This is a genomic window from Mangrovimonas sp. sgz306409, from assembly GCF_059735265.1.
Genome location: NZ_JCAPEU010000001.1, coordinates 317,998 through 336,165, shown reverse-complemented (window position 1 = coordinate 336,165; position 18,168 = coordinate 317,998). Strand labels below are relative to the sequence as shown.

18 protein-coding genes and 1 tRNA gene are annotated in these 18,168 nt (G+C 39.8%); 8 read left to right on the top strand and 11 right to left on the bottom strand.

The features are described from left to right. Positions 1–257: 257 nt before the first annotated feature. The 3 genes from AC6I5C_RS01465 (at position 258) to AC6I5C_RS01455 (ending at position 1,934) form a co-directional block, all read left to right on the top strand. Positions 258–797, top strand: coding sequence for an AraC family transcriptional regulator (locus tag AC6I5C_RS01465; RefSeq protein ID WP_497903603.1), 540 nt, complete (start codon positions 258–260; stop codon positions 795–797). A gap of 95 nt (positions 798–892) precedes the next feature. After that, positions 893–1,138, top strand: a complete 246-nt coding sequence (locus AC6I5C_RS01460) for a hypothetical protein (protein ID WP_497903602.1) — start codon at positions 893–895, stop codon at positions 1,136–1,138. Positions 1,139–1,589: 451 nt separating this feature from the next. Then, positions 1,590–1,934, top strand: coding sequence for a cupin domain-containing protein (locus AC6I5C_RS01455; RefSeq protein WP_497903601.1), 345 nt, complete (start codon positions 1,590–1,592; stop codon positions 1,932–1,934). Between the two features lie 390 nt (positions 1,935–2,324). Here the strand turns inward: AC6I5C_RS01455 and AC6I5C_RS01450 are convergent, their stop codons facing one another. The 4 genes from AC6I5C_RS01450 to AC6I5C_RS01435 all read right to left on the bottom strand — a co-directional run bounded on the left by AC6I5C_RS01450 (position 2,325) and on the right by AC6I5C_RS01435 (position 6,906). Further along, positions 2,325–3,359: a redoxin domain-containing protein gene (locus tag AC6I5C_RS01450; RefSeq protein WP_497903600.1), complete on the bottom strand. Its 1,035-nt coding sequence runs from the start codon at positions 3,357–3,359 to the stop codon at positions 2,325–2,327. A gap of 312 nt (positions 3,360–3,671) precedes the next feature. Further along, positions 3,672–4,424 (bottom strand): hypothetical protein, encoded by a 753-nt coding sequence (locus AC6I5C_RS01445; protein ID WP_497903599.1) that lies wholly within the window; start codon positions 4,422–4,424, stop codon positions 3,672–3,674. 971 nt (positions 4,425–5,395) lie between these two features. Then, positions 5,396–6,211, bottom strand: coding sequence for an alpha/beta hydrolase-fold protein (locus AC6I5C_RS01440; RefSeq protein ID WP_497903598.1), 816 nt, complete (start codon positions 6,209–6,211; stop codon positions 5,396–5,398). Between the two features lie 104 nt (positions 6,212–6,315). Further along, positions 6,316–6,906, bottom strand: a complete 591-nt coding sequence (locus AC6I5C_RS01435; protein WP_497903597.1) for a carboxymuconolactone decarboxylase family protein — start codon at positions 6,904–6,906, stop codon at positions 6,316–6,318. 66 nt (positions 6,907–6,972) lie between these two features. Here AC6I5C_RS01435 and AC6I5C_RS01430 point away from each other — a divergent pair, with 66 nt between their 5' ends. The 3 genes from AC6I5C_RS01430 (at position 6,973) to AC6I5C_RS01420 (ending at position 10,602) form a co-directional block, all read left to right on the top strand. Next, positions 6,973–7,395, top strand: coding sequence for an OsmC family protein (locus tag AC6I5C_RS01430; protein WP_497903596.1), 423 nt, complete (start codon positions 6,973–6,975; stop codon positions 7,393–7,395). A gap of 1 nt (position 7,396) precedes the next feature. Next, on the top strand, positions 7,397–9,100 hold the full coding sequence (recJ, locus tag AC6I5C_RS01425; protein WP_497903595.1) for a single-stranded-DNA-specific exonuclease RecJ: 1,704 nt from the start codon (positions 7,397–7,399) through the stop codon (positions 9,098–9,100). 230 nt (positions 9,101–9,330) lie between these two features. Beyond that, positions 9,331–10,602 (top strand): MFS transporter, encoded by a 1,272-nt coding sequence (locus AC6I5C_RS01420; protein WP_497903594.1) that lies wholly within the window; start codon positions 9,331–9,333, stop codon positions 10,600–10,602. Here the strand turns inward: AC6I5C_RS01420 and AC6I5C_RS01415 are convergent. The 3 genes from AC6I5C_RS01415 to AC6I5C_RS01405 are packed head-to-tail and all read right to left on the bottom strand — an operon-like array spanning position 10,599 to position 12,274. Next, entirely contained in the window at positions 10,599–11,351 is a 753-nt protein-coding gene (locus AC6I5C_RS01415; RefSeq protein WP_497903593.1) for a UDP-2,3-diacylglucosamine diphosphatase, read from the bottom strand. The two genes, AC6I5C_RS01420 and AC6I5C_RS01415, sit on opposite strands and share 4 nt — an antisense overlap. Beyond that, positions 11,348–11,788, bottom strand: a complete 441-nt coding sequence (locus tag AC6I5C_RS01410; RefSeq protein ID WP_076662793.1) for a DinB family protein — start codon at positions 11,786–11,788, stop codon at positions 11,348–11,350. The genes AC6I5C_RS01415 and AC6I5C_RS01410 overlap by 4 nt, the downstream gene beginning before the upstream one ends. Positions 11,789–11,821: 33 nt before the next feature. Then, positions 11,822–12,274, bottom strand: coding sequence for a 6-pyruvoyl trahydropterin synthase family protein (locus tag AC6I5C_RS01405; protein WP_497903592.1), 453 nt, complete (start codon positions 12,272–12,274; stop codon positions 11,822–11,824). 91 nt (positions 12,275–12,365) lie between these two features. Here AC6I5C_RS01405 and AC6I5C_RS01400 point away from each other — a divergent pair, with 91 nt between their 5' ends. Beyond that, positions 12,366–13,007 carry a 2OG-Fe(II) oxygenase gene (locus AC6I5C_RS01400; protein WP_076662794.1) on the top strand — a complete coding sequence of 214 codons (642 nt, stop codon included), beginning with the start codon at positions 12,366–12,368 and terminating at the stop codon, positions 13,005–13,007. 109 nt (positions 13,008–13,116) lie between these two features. On the opposite strand, the gene AC6I5C_RS01395 is transcribed toward AC6I5C_RS01400, so the two are convergent. Genes AC6I5C_RS01395 through AC6I5C_RS01385 form a run of 3 tightly spaced genes read right to left on the bottom strand, consistent with a single transcriptional unit; the run spans position 13,117 to position 15,136 of the window. Next, a complete protein-coding gene (locus tag AC6I5C_RS01395; protein ID WP_497903591.1) occupies positions 13,117–13,278 on the bottom strand; it encodes a hypothetical protein in 162 nt (53 codons plus the stop codon). Positions 13,279–13,304: 26 nt separating this feature from the next. Further along, complete coding sequence (locus AC6I5C_RS01390; protein ID WP_497903590.1) at positions 13,305–14,639, bottom strand: MATE family efflux transporter; 1,335 nt, start codon at positions 14,637–14,639, stop codon at positions 13,305–13,307. Beyond that, positions 14,636–15,136, bottom strand: a complete 501-nt coding sequence (locus tag AC6I5C_RS01385; protein ID WP_497903589.1) for a GNAT family N-acetyltransferase — start codon at positions 15,134–15,136, stop codon at positions 14,636–14,638. Before AC6I5C_RS01385 ends, AC6I5C_RS01390 begins: the two co-directional genes overlap by 4 nt. A 103-nt stretch (positions 15,137–15,239) precedes the next feature. Between AC6I5C_RS01385 and AC6I5C_RS01380 the strand changes: the two genes are divergently transcribed. Continuing rightward, positions 15,240–15,313: transfer RNA gene (locus AC6I5C_RS01380), tRNA-Ala, on the top strand. 50 nt (positions 15,314–15,363) lie between these two features. Here AC6I5C_RS01380 and AC6I5C_RS01375 read toward each other — a convergent pair. Further along, entirely contained in the window at positions 15,364–18,126 is a 2,763-nt protein-coding gene (locus tag AC6I5C_RS01375; protein ID WP_497903588.1) for a PD-(D/E)XK nuclease family protein, read from the bottom strand. Positions 18,127–18,168: the final 42 nt, after the last annotated feature.

Sequence of the window (18,168 nt, the reverse complement as noted above, 5' to 3'; positions counted from 1 at the left end):
TACTGAATCTCCATTTTGCAGGATGAGTTAGTGAAATTTTAGTTGAAATATCTTTTGGCATTTTCAATATAGAATTTATGGCAGCCAACAAGTGTATCACCAATTAATGCTGTGTCTTAGCCTTTGATTGTCAAATTGTGACATATTTTAGAGGGTTCTTTCATTAAGATTATCCATAAGTTATTTATAAAGCCTACCTTTAAGGAAAGGAGGTGTTTATCAATTTATGAGAACTATTGAAGCTTTACATAAAATACATGGTAAGTTTAAGGTGTAAGCTTATGGTAAAACAAGAATTGGAGAAGCTGGGCTTGCACTATACCCGTGTTTCATTGGGAATGGTGGAGATAACAGAAATTATTAGTCCCACGCTTTTAGAAACGCTTCGCATTAACTTGGCCCAATCTGGTCTTGAATTGATGGACAACCAAAGGAGCATTCTTATAGAAAGCATCAAAAATGTCATCATTGAAATGATACACTACTCAGAAGAGGTTCCAAGGGTTAACTATTCCGACTATATCGGTGAGAAGCTGGGCTATAACTATACCTATTTGGCCAATCTATTTTCGGAAGTAAAGGGTATTACCATCCAACATTTTATCATTATGCACAAGATTGAACGGGCAAAGGAACTGATTTTATATAATGAATTAAACCTTACCGAGATTGCATATAAACTGCACTACAGCAGTGTGGGGCATTTGTCTAATCAGTTCAAAAAAGTGACCGGGCATGCGCCCTCCTTTTATAAGAAGCTTGGGAAAAGAAGGAAAGTTAATTTGGAAAACCTGTGATATGTGTAAGTTTAACTGGTTGATATGTAACAGGAACCAGTCAGTTAGCGCCATCTTTGTAACAGTGCAAATAAGTACTGAGTAAATTTATAATTATGGAAACCAAGAACAACGCAGGAGAGCAAGGTGCAAGACAACTATTTACAGTAAGAGGAAATTGGGAAAAACAATCTGATGCATTAAAAGTAAAATATCCAAAGCTGAGTCCGGAAGATGTGAAATTTGAACAAGGAAAAGAATCGGAATTAATCCATCGATTGGAAACTAAATTGGGTAAAGACCAAAATGAAATTGTAGATATTTTGAAAACCAACTATGCTGCTGTGACAAAAGAAGCATAGAAGTAGGCATTTCAAGCTAAATTTCTAATTGCAATTCAATTGCAAATCTGTGCCTTTAATAGGGAAGCTTCTCTATGCTGTGATACATATAACAGAATACCTTTGAGGTATAGGGGGCATGGGTGAGCGTATAACCATCCTTGTGTGGCTATTAATCAGCTAGGAAAAGCCCAAGCAACTTGTGTGTTTGGCATTAAAAAGCAGTCTGGAAGACTGCTTTTTACTTGTTTGGAAAACAGTAATATCAGTAATTTTTTAGGAGAAATTTATAATCCATTCGGCCAAGTCTGTGAGGACTTATAAAACAAAGGTATGGGGAGCATGCATCGAAATCAAGGTATAGGGCAAAGGGTAGATGGGAGCCAAACCAGAGGACTGTATTGGTAGTAGGCTACCAAATATGGGAATATCAAGCCTACAGAATTAGTTAACCAAAAATATATCGGGAATTATGGAAAATTATGAATTTGAGAGTCTTACGCCTTTCAACATCAAAAATACTTTACAGTATGTTTCAAACACTATTGTTATAAAGCATATTTTTAATGCTTCAGCAGGCAACATCATGGCTTTGGCTCTAGATTACGGTAAAGTATATAACCCAGAAGCTATTCCTTTTTCAACCTTTATAAAGGTTATTGAGGGCAAGGCCGAAGTAGTTATAGACAATGTGTCGACCTATTGTCAAAATAGTGATTGTATGATTATTCCAGGGAATGTAAGCTATTCTATGGAGGCTAACGAAAGATTTAAAATGCTGTCCATTATTTTAAAAAGTGACAGTGATGCGCTATAGCTATAACCATGTGTAAGCCATCCAAGGGGCAATGGAGTCAAACCGCGGGTACAGAAAAGCCCATGCATTGCGTGGAAGTAATTTTAACCATAGCTCAACACCTGTTAGTTCGAGTGGCATTTCACAGAAATGCTGTATCGAGAAAAAGGGTTTTGAAAGGCCTTTAGGTTTCATTACAGGTTTTCTCATTACCATTGCGAAAAACCAGGTAACCTGACGTATGTTAGATAAACATAAAGCACCCCGTCATAACTTGATGAGGTGCTTTGTGCTTGGATACCGCGCGATGCATTCAGACAGGAGTGTTGGGTTGAATATGTTCACCTGTCCTTCGGCCTTGGTTATTTATTATAAGAACACTAAACTATGCCATTTTTGAGGTTGGAACAATTAATTAAGTAGTTCTTCCAATTTTTGCGTCAGTTCCTCCCCATATAAATCCCGAGCAATGATTTCACCATTTTCAGCAATTAAAAAGTTGTCAGGGATGGCATTGATGCCATATATCAAAGACGCTTCATTGCCATCTCCTTTTAAATCACTTACATGCAACCAGTTTAAACTGTCTTTTTCTATAGCCTTGATCCATTTTTCTTTATGTTCGTCTAAGGATACAGCAAATATTTCAAAGCCTTTTGGGTTGAACTCTTTATAGGTTTTTACAAGATTTGGGTTTTCTTCTCGGCAGGGCCCACACCATGAAGCCCAAAACTCTAAAAAAATCACTTTTCCATTGGTGTTGGATAGTTTTAATGGCTCGCCGTATTGGTTGGTCATTTCAAAATCTGCAAATTGCTCTCCTATTTTAGGATTTTTATTCAGTGCTATGTAGCGGGCAATTTTTTGGCCAAACCTAGAAGCTTTGTTTTGTTCGGAAAATGGCTCAAAAAGTTTCATTGTTCTTTCTTTTCCAAAAATGGTAATATATTGGGCAAGCATGCTTGCGCTCACAATACTGTTGGGATTACTCTTGATAAAGTCCATCTCTCTTTCCCAGGGTCCTGCATTAGGCAAGGAGTCAGCAGCTCTGTATAGACTCTGTTTTAAATTCTCAGATTCTGAACCTGTTACGGTTGCCTTTTTTAAATCAGCATTACTGGCATCATATGTCATGGCAGCATCTTCTAGCCAAAGATACCTATAGGTTGAATTGTCCTTTGTTTTTAAAATGGCCTCAATGGGAGTATAGGGTAACTTGGTTTTAAAGTTAAAAGTGTTGTTGTTAACGATTGTTGAATCTTTAAACTCTTTATTTCCCAGGTATATGGTTGTACCATTTTCTATACCGTTGGTTATGCCCTGTAGTGAGAATTCTTTTTTAGGGGTTTCTTTACAGGAATAACTAAGCAATACTGTTGCGCCAAGAACTATTTGTACGATTGATTTGTTTGTTTTTTGGGCTAAAGGGTTGTGTTTAAATGTCATAAATGGTTGGTTTGGGGTTTAGGTTAAGGTATTTAATATAAAAATCATTGTAAGATACTTCTTAGTAATGTGATTTCAAATAGAAGGGGTAGCATAATTAATGCATTTGGTAATTTGGGGTATGAAGTTTTGGTTTTCAATCAGCCTGTTCACATCCCCCTTAGTCCCCCTTCAAAGGGGGAATGTACTTGGGTTTTGATAAGGTAGTCTTTTTATAATTGTCCCCTTGAGGGGACTATAGGGGTGTTCTGTCCAGTACCTTACGCTACCGCACGAGATCCAAGATTCAGAAAAGCTAATGCATCATGTATTTTATTTCCTAATTATAGACATTTCAACCAAAGTGTCCCCATTAGATATAAAGGCTTCATAGCAAGGAAATGAGGTGTCGTCAAATAACTGTACTCGAATGGCATTGACCGTCACATAATATTCATGGATTTTTGATAAGGTAGCACCGTTCCAATCATATTCTGTGGTGCTTCTAAGAATTGGATTCACATCACTATTCCTTGTTTCAGATGTTGAACTTAGTTGTCCGTTGGTATAGTGAAAAGTTTTAAAGAGTGGTCCATTTTCTGTGGTATACTGTTTGCTAATAACCTTGCCATTATCTAATTTATAGAACGTTGTATCTGCATGTTTGTATTGGCCTTGCCTAATTTTATAGATGTTATTTTCAGTTGCTTCCCATTGGTATCGATATTCCATTGTATAATCTGTAAATTCAGTTTCTTCCATTAGCAATCCTAAAGAATCATACAAATATTCGTTATAGCAGCACATAATGCTTTTAAGGTGTCTGTTAATTTGAAATGGAGATACTCTGGTGTATATGCCAGAAGTGTCACCTTTAACTAATCCATCATTCATTTCTCCTTTTGAAACAACATACAGTACAGTATCAATGTTTTTTTGCATCATGAGATAAGGGATGTCGTCGTAAAAATCAACTTGAATCAGTTTTGTAATGGTGTTCAATGGCGGTGCCTTAACTTCTGTTTCGCGTTTGCAACCAACCAATAAAAGGGTTACAATAGAAGCTGATAAAATAGTTTTAAACATTATATGGGTTTAGAATGGTTCATTTAATTCTGGGATATGCCGTTTAATATTCTCGAATATAACCATTATTCCAACATATCAATTCTATCATATCTCTCACTCTTAAAATACCCCTTCTAGGGGCTTTCTAGGGGTTTTGTTCGAGGATTCTTCGTGTTTTCCTCGTAAAACGGGGCTTTTACCGAACAATCCTCGAAGGAAACACGAAGGAAAAGCGAAGGAAGGGATATGAAGGGATGGGGTAATTGTTAAGAAATTAGTGCGGAGGTTTGGGGTTTTTGTGAGGAGGGAGTGGTGCTTGTTTGGCTGTTGGTGTTTGTTCATTTTGGCTACGCCGAATCTTCGATTTCTTTGCTCGTCCAAATGCTGCGCATTCATGAACACCTATTTTTATTAAGTAATAATTATGTGTGAGTAAAGAAAACGAACCAAAGGAAAAGACGCCCTGTCGGTAGGCATTTTTGTGCTTCTTTCAGAATCCCAAAACCGTTCACAAATTCCTAAACTTGGTCCAAGGCTTCCCAAGTTTTTAACGGAATTTGCTCTCTATGCTTACGACAGGTACTTCCGGCCGTGCCGGAATGTGGTTTGAATTTTGGAAAGAAGATGGGTGATGATGTTTTAAGGTTTCCTATTGATAAAAACCTCATTCCGCCATGGGCGGAACGTGGAGGTCTGCAGAAATAGGGAGCGTAGAAGCGGAAGTGCAACGCGCAGCGTTTAGCATGTAGCTTCGGGAGCGAACGGTAACTGCCAGCGGCAGTTAAATTCCTCAGACCGTCTTGATTTTTTGGCTTGGTTTATACTGAGCCTGGCGAAGTATTGCATCAAGGCAAATGCGTAGCATTCATGAATACTTTAAAATAGAGTGAATGAATAAAATGAACGTAGAGTCCATATTTTAAATGAAATGGATATAAGAACTATTACTAAGGAATCTTTCTTTTACTCCAAAGCGAACAACCTACTAACTACGTCAATAAACGCTTCGTTCCACAAGCTGTTATCATGCCGCCCTCAAATTCTTGTATTTCGGCAAATGCCTTGACTGCGGCATATTTTGCCTCAATAAATTCGGCATCCTCTTTAAGGAAAAAGGGTTCCTCGCTTCCGTAGCGTAAATACAAATTGGGGTATTGTATGTTGCTGTTCCAAGTATTGCTTTGGATGTCGCCTCCAAAAGTTGAAAAACATAGATAGGTTCCAATGATGTTTGGATGCGAGTTCAAGAGACTGACTCCAAATCCAGCTCCATTGGACACACCGTAGAAGTACCGATTATCTTTTTTGGGTTTTTGATGGTATTTGATTTCTATTTCCGGAATGAACTCTTCAACAAAATAGGCTTTATGGTTTTTAAATCTGTGGACCAATAAGGAATCTTCTTCTCTCGAAGGGTGTCTGTCTATGTATTCAAAATTTCGGTAGGTGAGCAGTACTTTTTTGCCATCGCCAGTGGTTGTGCTTGTGCTGTCTGCAATTTTACTGTTAGAAAAGCTGGCAACAAAAATTAGGGGTTTTATAATCTGGTGCTCAATTAACGAATCTAATAAGTGCTTCTTTTGCGTTAAGTGGCTATTGCCATCAGTAGCATACATAATGGGGTATTGCTTGCTTGGGTTAAATCCCTTGGGCAAATACACAATATGCTTCCTATATTCGGAAAGGTTTTTGCTGTAAATGGAATCTGTGAAAAATTCAGATGTTGCATTTCCTTTATCAAGTTTTGAATTACAGGAAAGGGTTGATAAGAAGATGCATCCAATAACGAATACTAAGGTTTTCATGTTCATTGCAATAGTTTGGAACAATTGTTTTAGGGTTTGTGGCTTCAGGCTTGGATTGGCTTGATAAACCTCAATCCCCAATCCCCACTAGGAAATACCAACCCCTAAACATGTTTTCCTTTATTCCATCCATGTTTCCCTAAATACTGTGTCCCACTTTCAACAGCACCTTCTTCAATAGAAGTGCCCATGCTGTCATTCCAACGGTTCAGGTAACCAAACAGGGAAATCACACCTAGCATTTCCACAATCTCGCCTTCGTCCCAATATTGATTCAGGCGTTGTTCGATGGAGGCATCCACGGCGTTGGGTACTTGACTGGCGGCAAGACTAAAGTCCAGTGCGGCACGTTCGGCCTCGCTAAAGGCTGGGTGGGTGCGGTAGTCCCAAATATTGTCCAATTGCTCTTGGTGTGCCCCGTAGCGTTCGGCCGCCCTAATGGCATGGGCTTGGCAATACCTGCAACCTGTGGCATTGCTGCTTACCCAGGCAATCATGCGCTTGAGGGCAGAAGTCACCCGTCCTTCGTTAGCCATCACCGCTTTGTTGAGGTTGATAAAGGCCTTGGAAATGGCTGGACGCCGCTGCATGGTAAGCACCGAGTTGGGACAAAATCCCAAGGTTTCGTTAAAGAATTTGGCTAGTTCCTTGGTTTCCTGATCATAATCTGGCGATAATGGTGTGACAAGTGGCATAATTGTTCCGTTTTAGGGTTTTAAGTAGTATTTTTGAACTAACAAGTAACGAAAAAATCACAAACGATGACACATAAAGTTGTAACGCACTGGAAAGGGAACTCTCAATTTGAATCGGATAACCCAAGCGGCAAGACCCTGTTTATGGACACTTCAGAAGAACACGGGGGGCACAATTCGGGATTAAGACCTAAGGCCATGATGTTGTCGTCTTTGGCGGGATGTTCCGGTTTGGATGTGGTATCCATCTTGGACAAAATGAAGGTGCAGGTATCCGATTTCAGAATAGATACTTTTGGCGAACTTACAGAAGAGCACCCAAAAATCTACCATACGGTCAATGTGGAATACCATTTTTACGGCGAAAACCTTAATGAGGACAAAATAAAAAAGGCGGTAGATTTATCTGTCGAAAAATATTGTGGCGTTATGGAAATGTTTAGGAAATTTGCAACTGTAAATACCGCTATTCATTATCACAACAAATAACATGCGTTGGACGCTTAAGCCCAAACCACCAAAGGAACAGATTACGGCCCTAAAGGAGGCCCTTCAAGTAGATGATATTGTGGCAACCTTGTTGCTGCAACGTAATATTGAAAGCTTTGAAGAAGCCAAGGATTTCTTTAGACCTTCTTTGGAACATCTGCACGATCCCTATCTGATGAAGGATATGGACAAGGCGGTGGCTAGGGTTGAGCTGGCACTTTCACAAGGCGAAAATATTCTGGTGTATGGCGATTATGACGTAGACGGAACTACCTCTGTGGCCCTGATGTCGTCCTACCTAAAAACCAGAACCGATAGAGTGGCTACCTATATTCCGGACCGTTACGATGAAGGGTATGGGGTGTCCTACAAGGGCATTGACTTTGCCGATGATAATGACTTCTCACTTATTGTGGCATTGGACTGTGGTATCAAGGCTATTGACAAGGTAGCCTATGCCAAGGACAAAGGCATCGATTTTGTTATCTGCGACCACCATAGACCGGGGAGCGAAGTTCCCCAAGCGGTGGCTGTGTTGGACCCCAAGCAGGAAGACTGCCCGTATCCTTATAAGGAATTGTGTGGTTGTGGGGTAGGCTTTAAGTTGATTCAGGCCTTATCGGCCAATGATGGCAAAACTATAGATGACCTTACGGAATATCTGGATTTGGTGGCAACGGCCATTGGGGCGGATATTGTTCCCATTACTGGAGAAAACCGAGTGCTGGCCTATTTTGGCATGCAGGTCATCAATGCGCAACCAAGACCGGGCTTTCAGGCCATCATCAACCAAGTAAAGAAAAGCAACCTGAGTATTACGGATGTGGTGTTTATTATTGCCCCACGTATCAATGCGGCAGGACGTATGAAACACGGGAATCATGCGGTGACGCTTCTCACCGAAACAAACCCTGCCCTTGCGGAACAATATGCCAGCGAAATTGAAACCTTCAACAGCGATCGACGTGAAGCGGACCAACAAATTACGGTGGAAGCTTTGGAGCAGATTGTGCAGTTACAGGAGCAGGAACGCTATACTTCGGTAGTATACCAAGAGCATTGGCACAAAGGTGTGATAGGTATTGTGGCCTCCCGTTTGATAGAAACCTATTACCGCCCTACGCTGGTATTTACCAAAAGCGGGGATAAGTTGGCAGCTTCGGCACGTTCTGTAAGTGGCTTTGATGTATACAATGCCTTAGAGGCCTGTAGCGATCATATAGAGCAGTTTGGAGGGCATAAATATGCGGCAGGACTAACCTTGAAGGAAGAAAATTATGAGGCCTTTAAGCAGGCTTTTGAACATGTGGTGTCGCAAACCATAGACAAGACCCTGTTAACGCCTGAGATAAAAATTGATACCAAGATTGAATTGCACGAAGTGAATGCCAAACTATGGCGTATCATGAAGCAGTTCGCACCTTTTGGACCGGGCAATATGTCCCCCATTTTCATGACCGAAGACCTTGTAGATACCGGCTACGGAAAATGTGTGGGCGAAGACGATAAGCATTTGCGTGTTGTGGTGGGCCAACCGCATAATCCCCAGGCTAATGGCAATACCCTTGTGGGCATTGGCTTTGGTCTTGGTGATAAGTTTCCTTTAATTCAGGATAAGCAAGCTTTTAAGGCCGTGTATTCCATAGACGAAAACCATTGGAATGGTACAGTGTCCTTGCAAATGAAGTTACGGGATATTAAGTGATTACCTTAGAGATATTGAAGACCACTTTGATTAGGTTGCTTAGTTTATCGAAATTGCATTGAGAAAAGGATATCGAAACTAAAATACCTTTTGGAAGTCGTATTCTCGATATAATATTTTTGTAGAATGTCACTCGAATTCACGACTTTTGAAAGTAGATATTATTGCAGAAGATTCATTCAATAAATTGTATTAAAGTAGTGTAGTACTACAGCATCAAAATCTAACTTATGGCAAAAAACGACCCTTATGCGGCCTTGAGATATAAAGAGTTCAACACTTTTTTAATAGTTCGTTTTGCATTGGTGTTTGCCTGGTCTATGCAGTTTATCGTGATAGAGTGGCAGGTATACAGTATCACAAAAGACCCGTTGTCTTTGGGGATTATTGGCTTGATGGAGATCATTCCGGCACTATCTATGGCACTGTTTGCAGGGCATATTACAGACCAAAGGGAAAAACGGAACCTGTTGGCCCTGTGTATCGCAGCTTTTTCTTTGATTAGTTTAGGGTTATTCCTTTTGACTTGGGATGTGGTAGTCGCTGATTGGGAGACACGAACCATCTTGTATGGGATTTATGCTCTAGTGTTTTTCGGTGGGATTGTAAGATCCTTTTTCGGGCCAACTATCTTTTCGTTGGTAGCCTTGATCGTCCCCAAAAAGATTTACCCCAATGCCGCGACTTGGAGTAGCTCTACTTGGCAAATGGCCAGTGTCTTGGGGCCTGCAACGGCGGGAATTCTTATCAGTATCATAGGCGTGCATTGGACTTTGTGTTTTGTGTTTGGATTGGCGATGTTGGCTTTGATAGTATTATTTCAAATTAAAAAGAAACCTGTATTGAACCCTAAAATTGGGGAACCTGTGTTGCAGAGTTTGAAGGAAGGTGTACGCTTTGTATTTAAAACCAAGGCTATTTTAGGAGCTTTGACGTTGGATATGGTAGCTGTATTGTTTGGGGGAGCGATTGCCCTATTACCGGTATTTGCCCAAGATATTCTAAAGGTAGGTAGTGAAGGGTTTGGAGTGCTAAGAGCTGCTCCTGCCGTAGGGGCCTTTTTAACGATGTTGACCACGGCCTATATTCCTATCAGTAGAAAAGCCGGGATGAAGCTATTGGGGGCAGTATTTGGCTTTGGAATATGCATCATAGTATTTGGGTTGTCATCCATCTTTTGGGTCTCGGTAGTGGCGCTGTTCTTTAGTGGTGTGACCGATGGGGTATCCATGGTGATTAGACAAACCATTCTTCAAATCAAGACACCAGACAATATGCGTGGACGGGTGTCGTCGGTAAACTCCATGTTCGTAGGATCTTCCAACGAGTTAGGTGCTTTTGAAAGTGGATTGACCGCCAAATTGATGGGAACTGTTACCGCTGTAGTGTTTGGTGGTACGATGACCTTGATCACCGTAATTACTACGGGATTAGTATCGCCTACGTTTAGAAAATTGGATCTTACCAAAGATTTGGAAGAACACCAGAAGGAAGAGCACTAATAGGCTTTTAAGTGCATTTCCTTGCCATCAAATACGGCATAGGTATAATAGTTGATCCAATCACCTAGGTTGATGTACTTAGCGTTGTTGCCTAAGTCTATTTCCATTGGTAAATGACGGTGTCCAAACACGAAATAGTCTCGATGTTTGTCTTCCAATTTTCGTTTGGAATATTGTACCAGCCATTCTTTCTCTTCTCCTAAAAAGGCAGCATCCTCATCCCCTGAGATGAGTTTGTTTTTCACAGAAAGGTATTGGGCCAGTTTTACGCCTAAATCTGGGTGCAACCAACGGAACAGCCACTTGCTAAAAGGATTGGTGAACACCTTTTTCATGCGCTTGTAACCCTTGTCCCCCGGGCCAAGACCATCGCCATGACCTATGAAAAACGTGGTATCGTTGAAGGTGAACTCTTGGGGTTCGTGGTATACCGGGATGTTGAGTTCTTCTTCAAAATAACCATCCATCCAAAGGTCGTGGTTGCCTACAAAGAAGTAAATAGGAATCCCAGAATCACTGATTTCGGCCAATTTGCCCAAAGTTCTTGTGAAACCCTTTGGCACTACGGTTTTATATTCAAACCAAAAGTCGAAAAGATCACCAATTAAAAAGATGGCGGCAGCATCCTGCTTGATTTCGTCTAACCAGGCGACAAACTTTTGTTCTCTTGGGCGTGAGGCTTCTTGTGTAGGGGCTCCCAAATGGTTGTCGGAAGCAAAGTATATGTGTTTTCCTTGGGGGATGTTCATCGTTTGTAAAAAATATAGTCGGTTACAGGAGGTGTGATTCCGTACTTTCTAAGATCGGAAATCAACTGCCCCTTGTGGTGGGTATGGTGGTTGGAAATATGGAACAAAATGTCCTGTACCGAATTCTCATAGGGTTCTCCTTTGGAGTTGAGGTAGACGATCGGTTCTCCAAACTCATAAGTATCAATTATTTTAAGGGTGGTCCTATAATTAATGGTATCTATGATTTTAAAGTTCTCCAAAGGGTGTAATTGGTTTACCTCGAAAGGGGTGGTTTCCAAAATACGTGAATTCCATATTTGGTGGGCATTTAAACAATGCGAAAACATGGCAGGGGTACGCTCTGAAACCTGTTGGTGATACTTTAAGAATACCTCTATCAACGTTTGGTTCATATGATGATGGTACTCAAAAATGTCTTTAAAGAAATCCTCCATGTATGTTGGTGTTGTTTACTAAAGTTGGTGCTGTTAGTTATTGTCGCTCGCAAACCATTCGGCGTAGGACGAATCGGTTTCCTGTAGTTTAAGAGAATGGAGCTGTATGTTTTGGGGCAGCCTATTTTTTATTTTTTGTGCAAAGTCTATCACCATCATTTCACTGGTAGGTTGGTATTCTACCAAAAGTACGTTGTGCCCGCGATCTTCCAATTCTTTGGCCAATTCTACGTGCGGGGTGTTTTTGTTGAACACGGTGGCGTGGTCAAATACATCAACAATTTCTTCCTTTACAATCTTTTTCAGATCTCCAAAATCAATCACCATCCCAAACTTCACATTGGAGGTGTCTGAAATAGGCTGTCCAATGACCGTTACCGAGAGTTTATAACTGTGTCCGTGTACATTTTTGCACTTCCCATCATAACCATAAAGTGCGTGTCCTGTTTCGAAAGAAAATTGCTTCGTAATTCGAATGTTGCTCATAGTCAAAATATTTCATTGCAAAGGTATTGAATTTGTAAAAGCAAATGGTTTTTAGATTACATTTGCGCACTTTTTTTAGATCTATGAAACCATGAGTGTGCTCTTTGAGCAATTGGATTTTGTTGAAAACCCGCTATATGAGAATGTTATAGCGGATATTTTAACGCAGAAGTACAGTGTTGTTGAACAATTCTTTACTGCTGAAGAGGTCGCCGCTTTGCGCGATTCTTTAATGGAAAAGCACCAATTGGATGCTTTTAAAAAAGCGGCTATTGGCAACCGTGTGAATGAAACCATAGAAAAGTCCATTCGAGGCGATGTGATTCTTTGGATTGATGAGGTAAATGCCAATGCTACAGAGCAATTGTTTTTTGATAAGATCAATCATTTGGTAGGCTATCTTAACAAGACCTGCTTTATGGGAATTTTACAGAAGGAATTCCATTATGCTTTATATCCGAAGGGGACTTTTTACAAACGACATTTGGATACCTTCCAAAATGACGATCGTCGTAAACTGTCTTTTGTTTGCTATTTGAATGACGAAGATTGGCAGCCAGAAAATGGAGGCGAGTTGGTATTATATCTTGATGAAAATGGTGTGGAACAGGAGAAAGTGATTTATCCGTTTCCTGGGCGCGTGGTGATTTTTGAAAGCCAGGTGATAGAGCATGAGGTAAAACCTGTGGATACCCAAAGATTGAGTATTACAGGTTGGTTAAAGACGCGTTAATCTTAGCGTCTTTTGTTGCGGTTGTAGATGTAAATCACAATCAATACAATGGCTAGGATTAAAAACAAGCCGTTGCCGCTTAAAAAGTTTAGGAAATTCATGGTACTGTTTAGTTTTGTTTGTTTTTGTTGTATCTAAAAATGAGATAAGCAATGGCCACCAAAATTACAAATGGTAACAAGGAACCAATAAACACGCCAATTTCATATCCGGAATCGGGCGCATTTTTGATTTTCTCTTCTATGTCAACTTGTAGAGTGGTCAATAACATGGCTCAAATTTGCTTAACGGCCAAAGTTAACTGTTTTTGGAAAGAGGCATAAACATTTTTCTAAATTTTATGATTAATGGAATGCCTCTGGCAATGATCCAAAGGGTCAATGCTATAAAGATACCGTAGAGTTGATAGTGGAAATGATCAAGTGTGAAAAGGATAGGTACAAACACTAGAAATGTTGCAAATAGCAAAAGGTTTCTTAAATAGGCCATTTCACCCAAACCTTTGAACATCCCGTCAAAAATAAAGGCCAAGGCACAAATGGGCTGCATGGCCAAGACCATCCAAAATATGTTGTAGAATTCAGTCAGCACCAATTCGTCTTGAGTAAAAATCCTTCCGATAGGGTGGTAAAGAAGTGCACCAATACCCGCCATAACGAATCCGACAATGATGCCATAGACAATGAGTCTGTTGCTTAGGTTTATGAGTTGTTTGTATTGTTTGCCTCCTAAAAGTTTTCCAGACAAAATATTGCCGGCACTAGCATAGCCATCAATTAAGAAGGCGCCTAAAAACCAAAGGTTAATGGCAATGGTGTAGGCCGCAATGTAGTTGGCGCCATAACTTGTGGCAAAGGAACTGGCGAAATATAAGGTGACATTTAAGGCAATGGTTCTTACAAATAAGTTGATGACCATTACCATAAACGTTTTGATTTCTTTATTGAAAGGAAGCCTTGCCCGTAAAGGAATGACGGTCTTTTTGTGGAGGTATATGGCTGAAATAATAGCCATGAGCAATTGCGCCAATACACTGGCGTAGGCAGCGCCTTTGATGTGCATTGCCGGAATAAAACCTTCTACGCCGTATACAAAAGCGATATCCAAAACGATATTGGAAACGGCTCCCACGATGGCAATAATCATTGGATAAAAGGTGTTCTGAAGTCCTCTAAAAGCACCAAATACACCGATTGTGAATAATGTAAATGGAAAACCAAAAATGCGAATCCTATAATAGTCTACACAATACTGTAAAATCAAATCGCTAGCGTTGTACAATTTGAAAATATAATTGGCAAAGGGATAAGTAGCTGCAATTATCAACAGGCTTATGGACGTAATGATCATAATTGCTTGAGCCGGTAATGATTGTACTTCATTTAATTTTCCTGCTCCCAAATACTGAGAAATAATGGATGAAATGGCGCTGCGTGTTTGTCCAAACACCCAAATAAGCATGGATAGAAATGTAGTGACAATACCCACTGCTGCCAAGGATTCTGTTGGATGATGCTGAACATTGCCTACTATGGCCGTATCGGTTAGGGATAGGATAGGCTCGGAAATACCGGCAATGAGGGCAGGTATGGCTAATTTGTTGATATTTTTTAGGCTAATGTCTGTGCTCACAATACTAGTTCGTAGCAATAAAAAGGATGCTCACTTTGGTTAGGAAAGTATATTGCTTCCAGTTGTTTGTAGCCGCGAAGTTCGTAAAATTTTTGGTTTCTTGTGTTTTGTGAGAAGGTATCCAAGCGAATGGATTTGAACGAATTGGTTCTGGCATACTGTTCAACAGTATCCATAAGTTGTTGGGCAATGCTCTGTCCTTGATAATTTGGCTGTACAGCCAACCTGTGGATATATAGGTTGTTTTCATCCTTGGTAAGCCAAGTTACACTATTGTAAACGTCGTCCTTGAGAATACTTCTTACTATGCAAGCGAGGATGTTATTTTGCCTTTCAAATACCAAAAGTTCTTCTCGATCAATGTCATTCTTGAAGGCAGCTCTGTTGGGGTAGTTGTCGTTCCATTGAAAAATGCCATTGGCACACATATGCTTAGCACAGGCCGATGTTATGGAAACAACAGCCTCCAAATCTTGTAGGGTAGCTTTTCTAATCAACAGCTGAATTTTTTAGATATAAATTTAATTTTTTGGCTTTGAAATTAAATAATATTTCGTTTTTTTGCAGTCTCATCACAGCTATGTTATGAGAGACAGTTGAGGGGCATTAGCTCAGCTGGCTAGAGCGCTACGCTGGCAGCGTAGAGGTCATCGGTTCGACTCCGATATGCTCCACTTTACGAAAACGCAATCTTTTAAGTTTTAATTGATTGCGTTTTTTGTTTTTATACCTCCTTTTCTATAAAATCAATATCAGGATTGCAGATTTCTAAAATCAAGTTTTTTAGGACTTCAGAGAAATTCTCCAATGTTTCTGAAGTAATCAATTGGTCTTTCTTTGCATAAGCACCTGGTTTGTCCTTTTTGGCAAATTTTAAAAAGCCCGCATTTAGGTTTTTAAAGGAAATAATACCCGCTTCCAGATTTTCGGTTTTCATTTCGGGAACACTGTCCATCATAAGGGCATAGGTGAGTACCTGAAAGCTCTTGCTGTATTTGTCATAATCTGTGGTTAAATCTTCCCATTCCACCACTTCTACTTTACTTTGGTCTACCTTGCCACTTTTGTAGTCGATGATTCTTGTAATGCCATTGTATTCATCGATACGGTCTACCTTACCAGTAATATATACTGGGAAATTCAGGTTGGGGATATCCAATAGCGTTCTGAATCCTTTTTCAAGGGCGATTATTTTAATCTCATTGCCTAGTCTTAATTCGTTTAGTTCTAAATTTATGGTGTTCAACACATAGCGTTTCGCGACCTCAAAAATAATAAGGTTTTTACCTGTAGATATATCACCTTCCTTATAGGTTTCCTTGAAATGCTTTTTTACCCATTCATCTATTTTGGGCTTCATGCCTTCAAGATCTTCAGGTTTTAAGAACTTCCCAATATGTGGTTTGTATAGATCCTCAAGAGTATTATGGATCACGGTCCCTAGGGTATTGGCTGCAATTGATTCTTCTACATCTTCATAGGTTTTAACGCCTAGAATCTTTTGGGTATAGAAATCCATGGGGTTTCTAATGTAATTGGTCAAGGAGGAAGGAGAGTACCCTGCATTGGAAAGCCGTTTAATTTGATCTAGGACAGCATCCGTTTTCTTAATAGTTTTTAACTGTTTGGTAATCTTTGGAACTTTTGGTGTTACCACTTTATGCTGAATAGGATGTATACCCTCAATTTCCAATTGGGTGATAAATCTACTTTTTTCACCTGAATTAAGCGCATCTGTTTCCGTATTGTAGAGAATATGGGCATTGGTGGCACGCTGTAACAAACGATAAAAGTGGTAGGTGTATACAGCGTCTTTTTCTTTGTAGGTTGGTAACTTGTTTTCTAGTTTGACATCGTACGGGATGAAAGAGTTGTGGCTCTTTCCTGCGGGAAGAATACCTTCGTTGACGGAAGCAATTATAAGAGATTCAAAATCCAAGGCACGAGTTTCCAGCATTCCCATAATTTGAAGGCCTTCTAGAGGTTCCCCTTGGAAATCTAAAGTTTCGGTGCTTAGAAGTTCCTTGTAAAAATTATAAAGTGTTGCAATGGTTTTGATGTGTTTGTGCTGACTGTTCAGTAAGCTTAATTCATTAAACAGGGCATTGAAACGGTACAGATATTCCAAAGCCAACATGTTGGATGGTTTATCTTGGTCCAAATATGATTTCAACAGGGAAATAAGCTTAAAGCAGTTCTCTAAAGCCGTATTCGGATTGTCTTTCCAAGGACCAAATAGGAGGCTGAGAACCGAGTTATATTCTGCTTTAAATAGGGTAATTAGTTTATCTAAGTTAAGATAGATGATGTTGTTTTCTTCAATTGTTGAAATGACATCGGCTACCTTGATTTTGGCATCATTTAGTAATGGTCGTACAAATTGATTTGACAATACTGCCAGCACATCTTTGTAATAGAAATTGTCACCATCTTTAATGTGGAGCTTTAAAAGCTGATCGAATAATGCTACCAGTGGGACACTTTTTAATGGAAGTCCCATAGTGATATTAACGGCCCCTATGCTTTTTGGAATGGAATTGAGCAAGGGCAGCAGTAGTTCCTCATTTCCCAGTACAATGGCTGCTTTTTTTAAGCTTTCGCTGTCGAGTTTCAAAAGTAGCTCACCTATATATTTTATTTGGCTCACATTTTTTGGAACTCCGGTAACCTTTATGTTTTTTGGTTTGGTATAATGGTGATGAAGCCAATTGAAAGGATGTTGTTTTAAATAGGGCCAAGTAGCCTTGTGCTGTCTGATAAATAGCCCAGCGTCATGCTCTGGATTTTTGATGAAAGTTTCATCAATATCCCAATAGATGTGTGCAAGTCCTTGCTGTAGCAATTCTTGAATAATGGTTTCCTCCGCCTTATTTAGAGCGTTAAAGCCCATGAAAATATATTTGTTATTCGGATTAGCAGTAATAAACTGTGTTAGGTTATCTACAGCTTTTCTGTATACCAAGCCCTGGTAGCCCTTATTTTGCTCCAATAGTTGGGTTTGAAGGGCGTTGTAATAATGTTTGAGTTGGTTCCAAAACAACAAATAATTCTTGACAAAAGTTGAAGGGTTTTCATCTAATGACCAATGGTGATGTTCAATTTCCTTAATGGCCGATAAATAATCAAAAATCTTAGCTGGGGGAATAAGATAGCGATCTATTTCATTGAAATCTTGAATGAGCAATTGTGCCCATTTAGAGACTTCGTCAAATGACTCTTGGTTTTCCTTGTCTGTCAGTTTTAGATAGACTTCGTAAAATTCAAAAATTAGCTCGGTATTGGTGATGTACTGGAGATCTGATAGAGTTTCTACAAATTCTTCAATAGAAACAATTTCGGGAGCAAAAAAAGTTTGAGTACTATGTTTTGAAAGCTGATGTTTCAAAAACACTCCGGCTCTTCTACTAGGTAATACAAAGGTTAACTGGGGTATGTTAAGGCCTTTATGGTTAAGGTCTGCTATAACGTCTTCAATAAAACTTGTCATAGCATAAAAATAAAAAACGCTCCGAATATCGGAGCGTTTTTA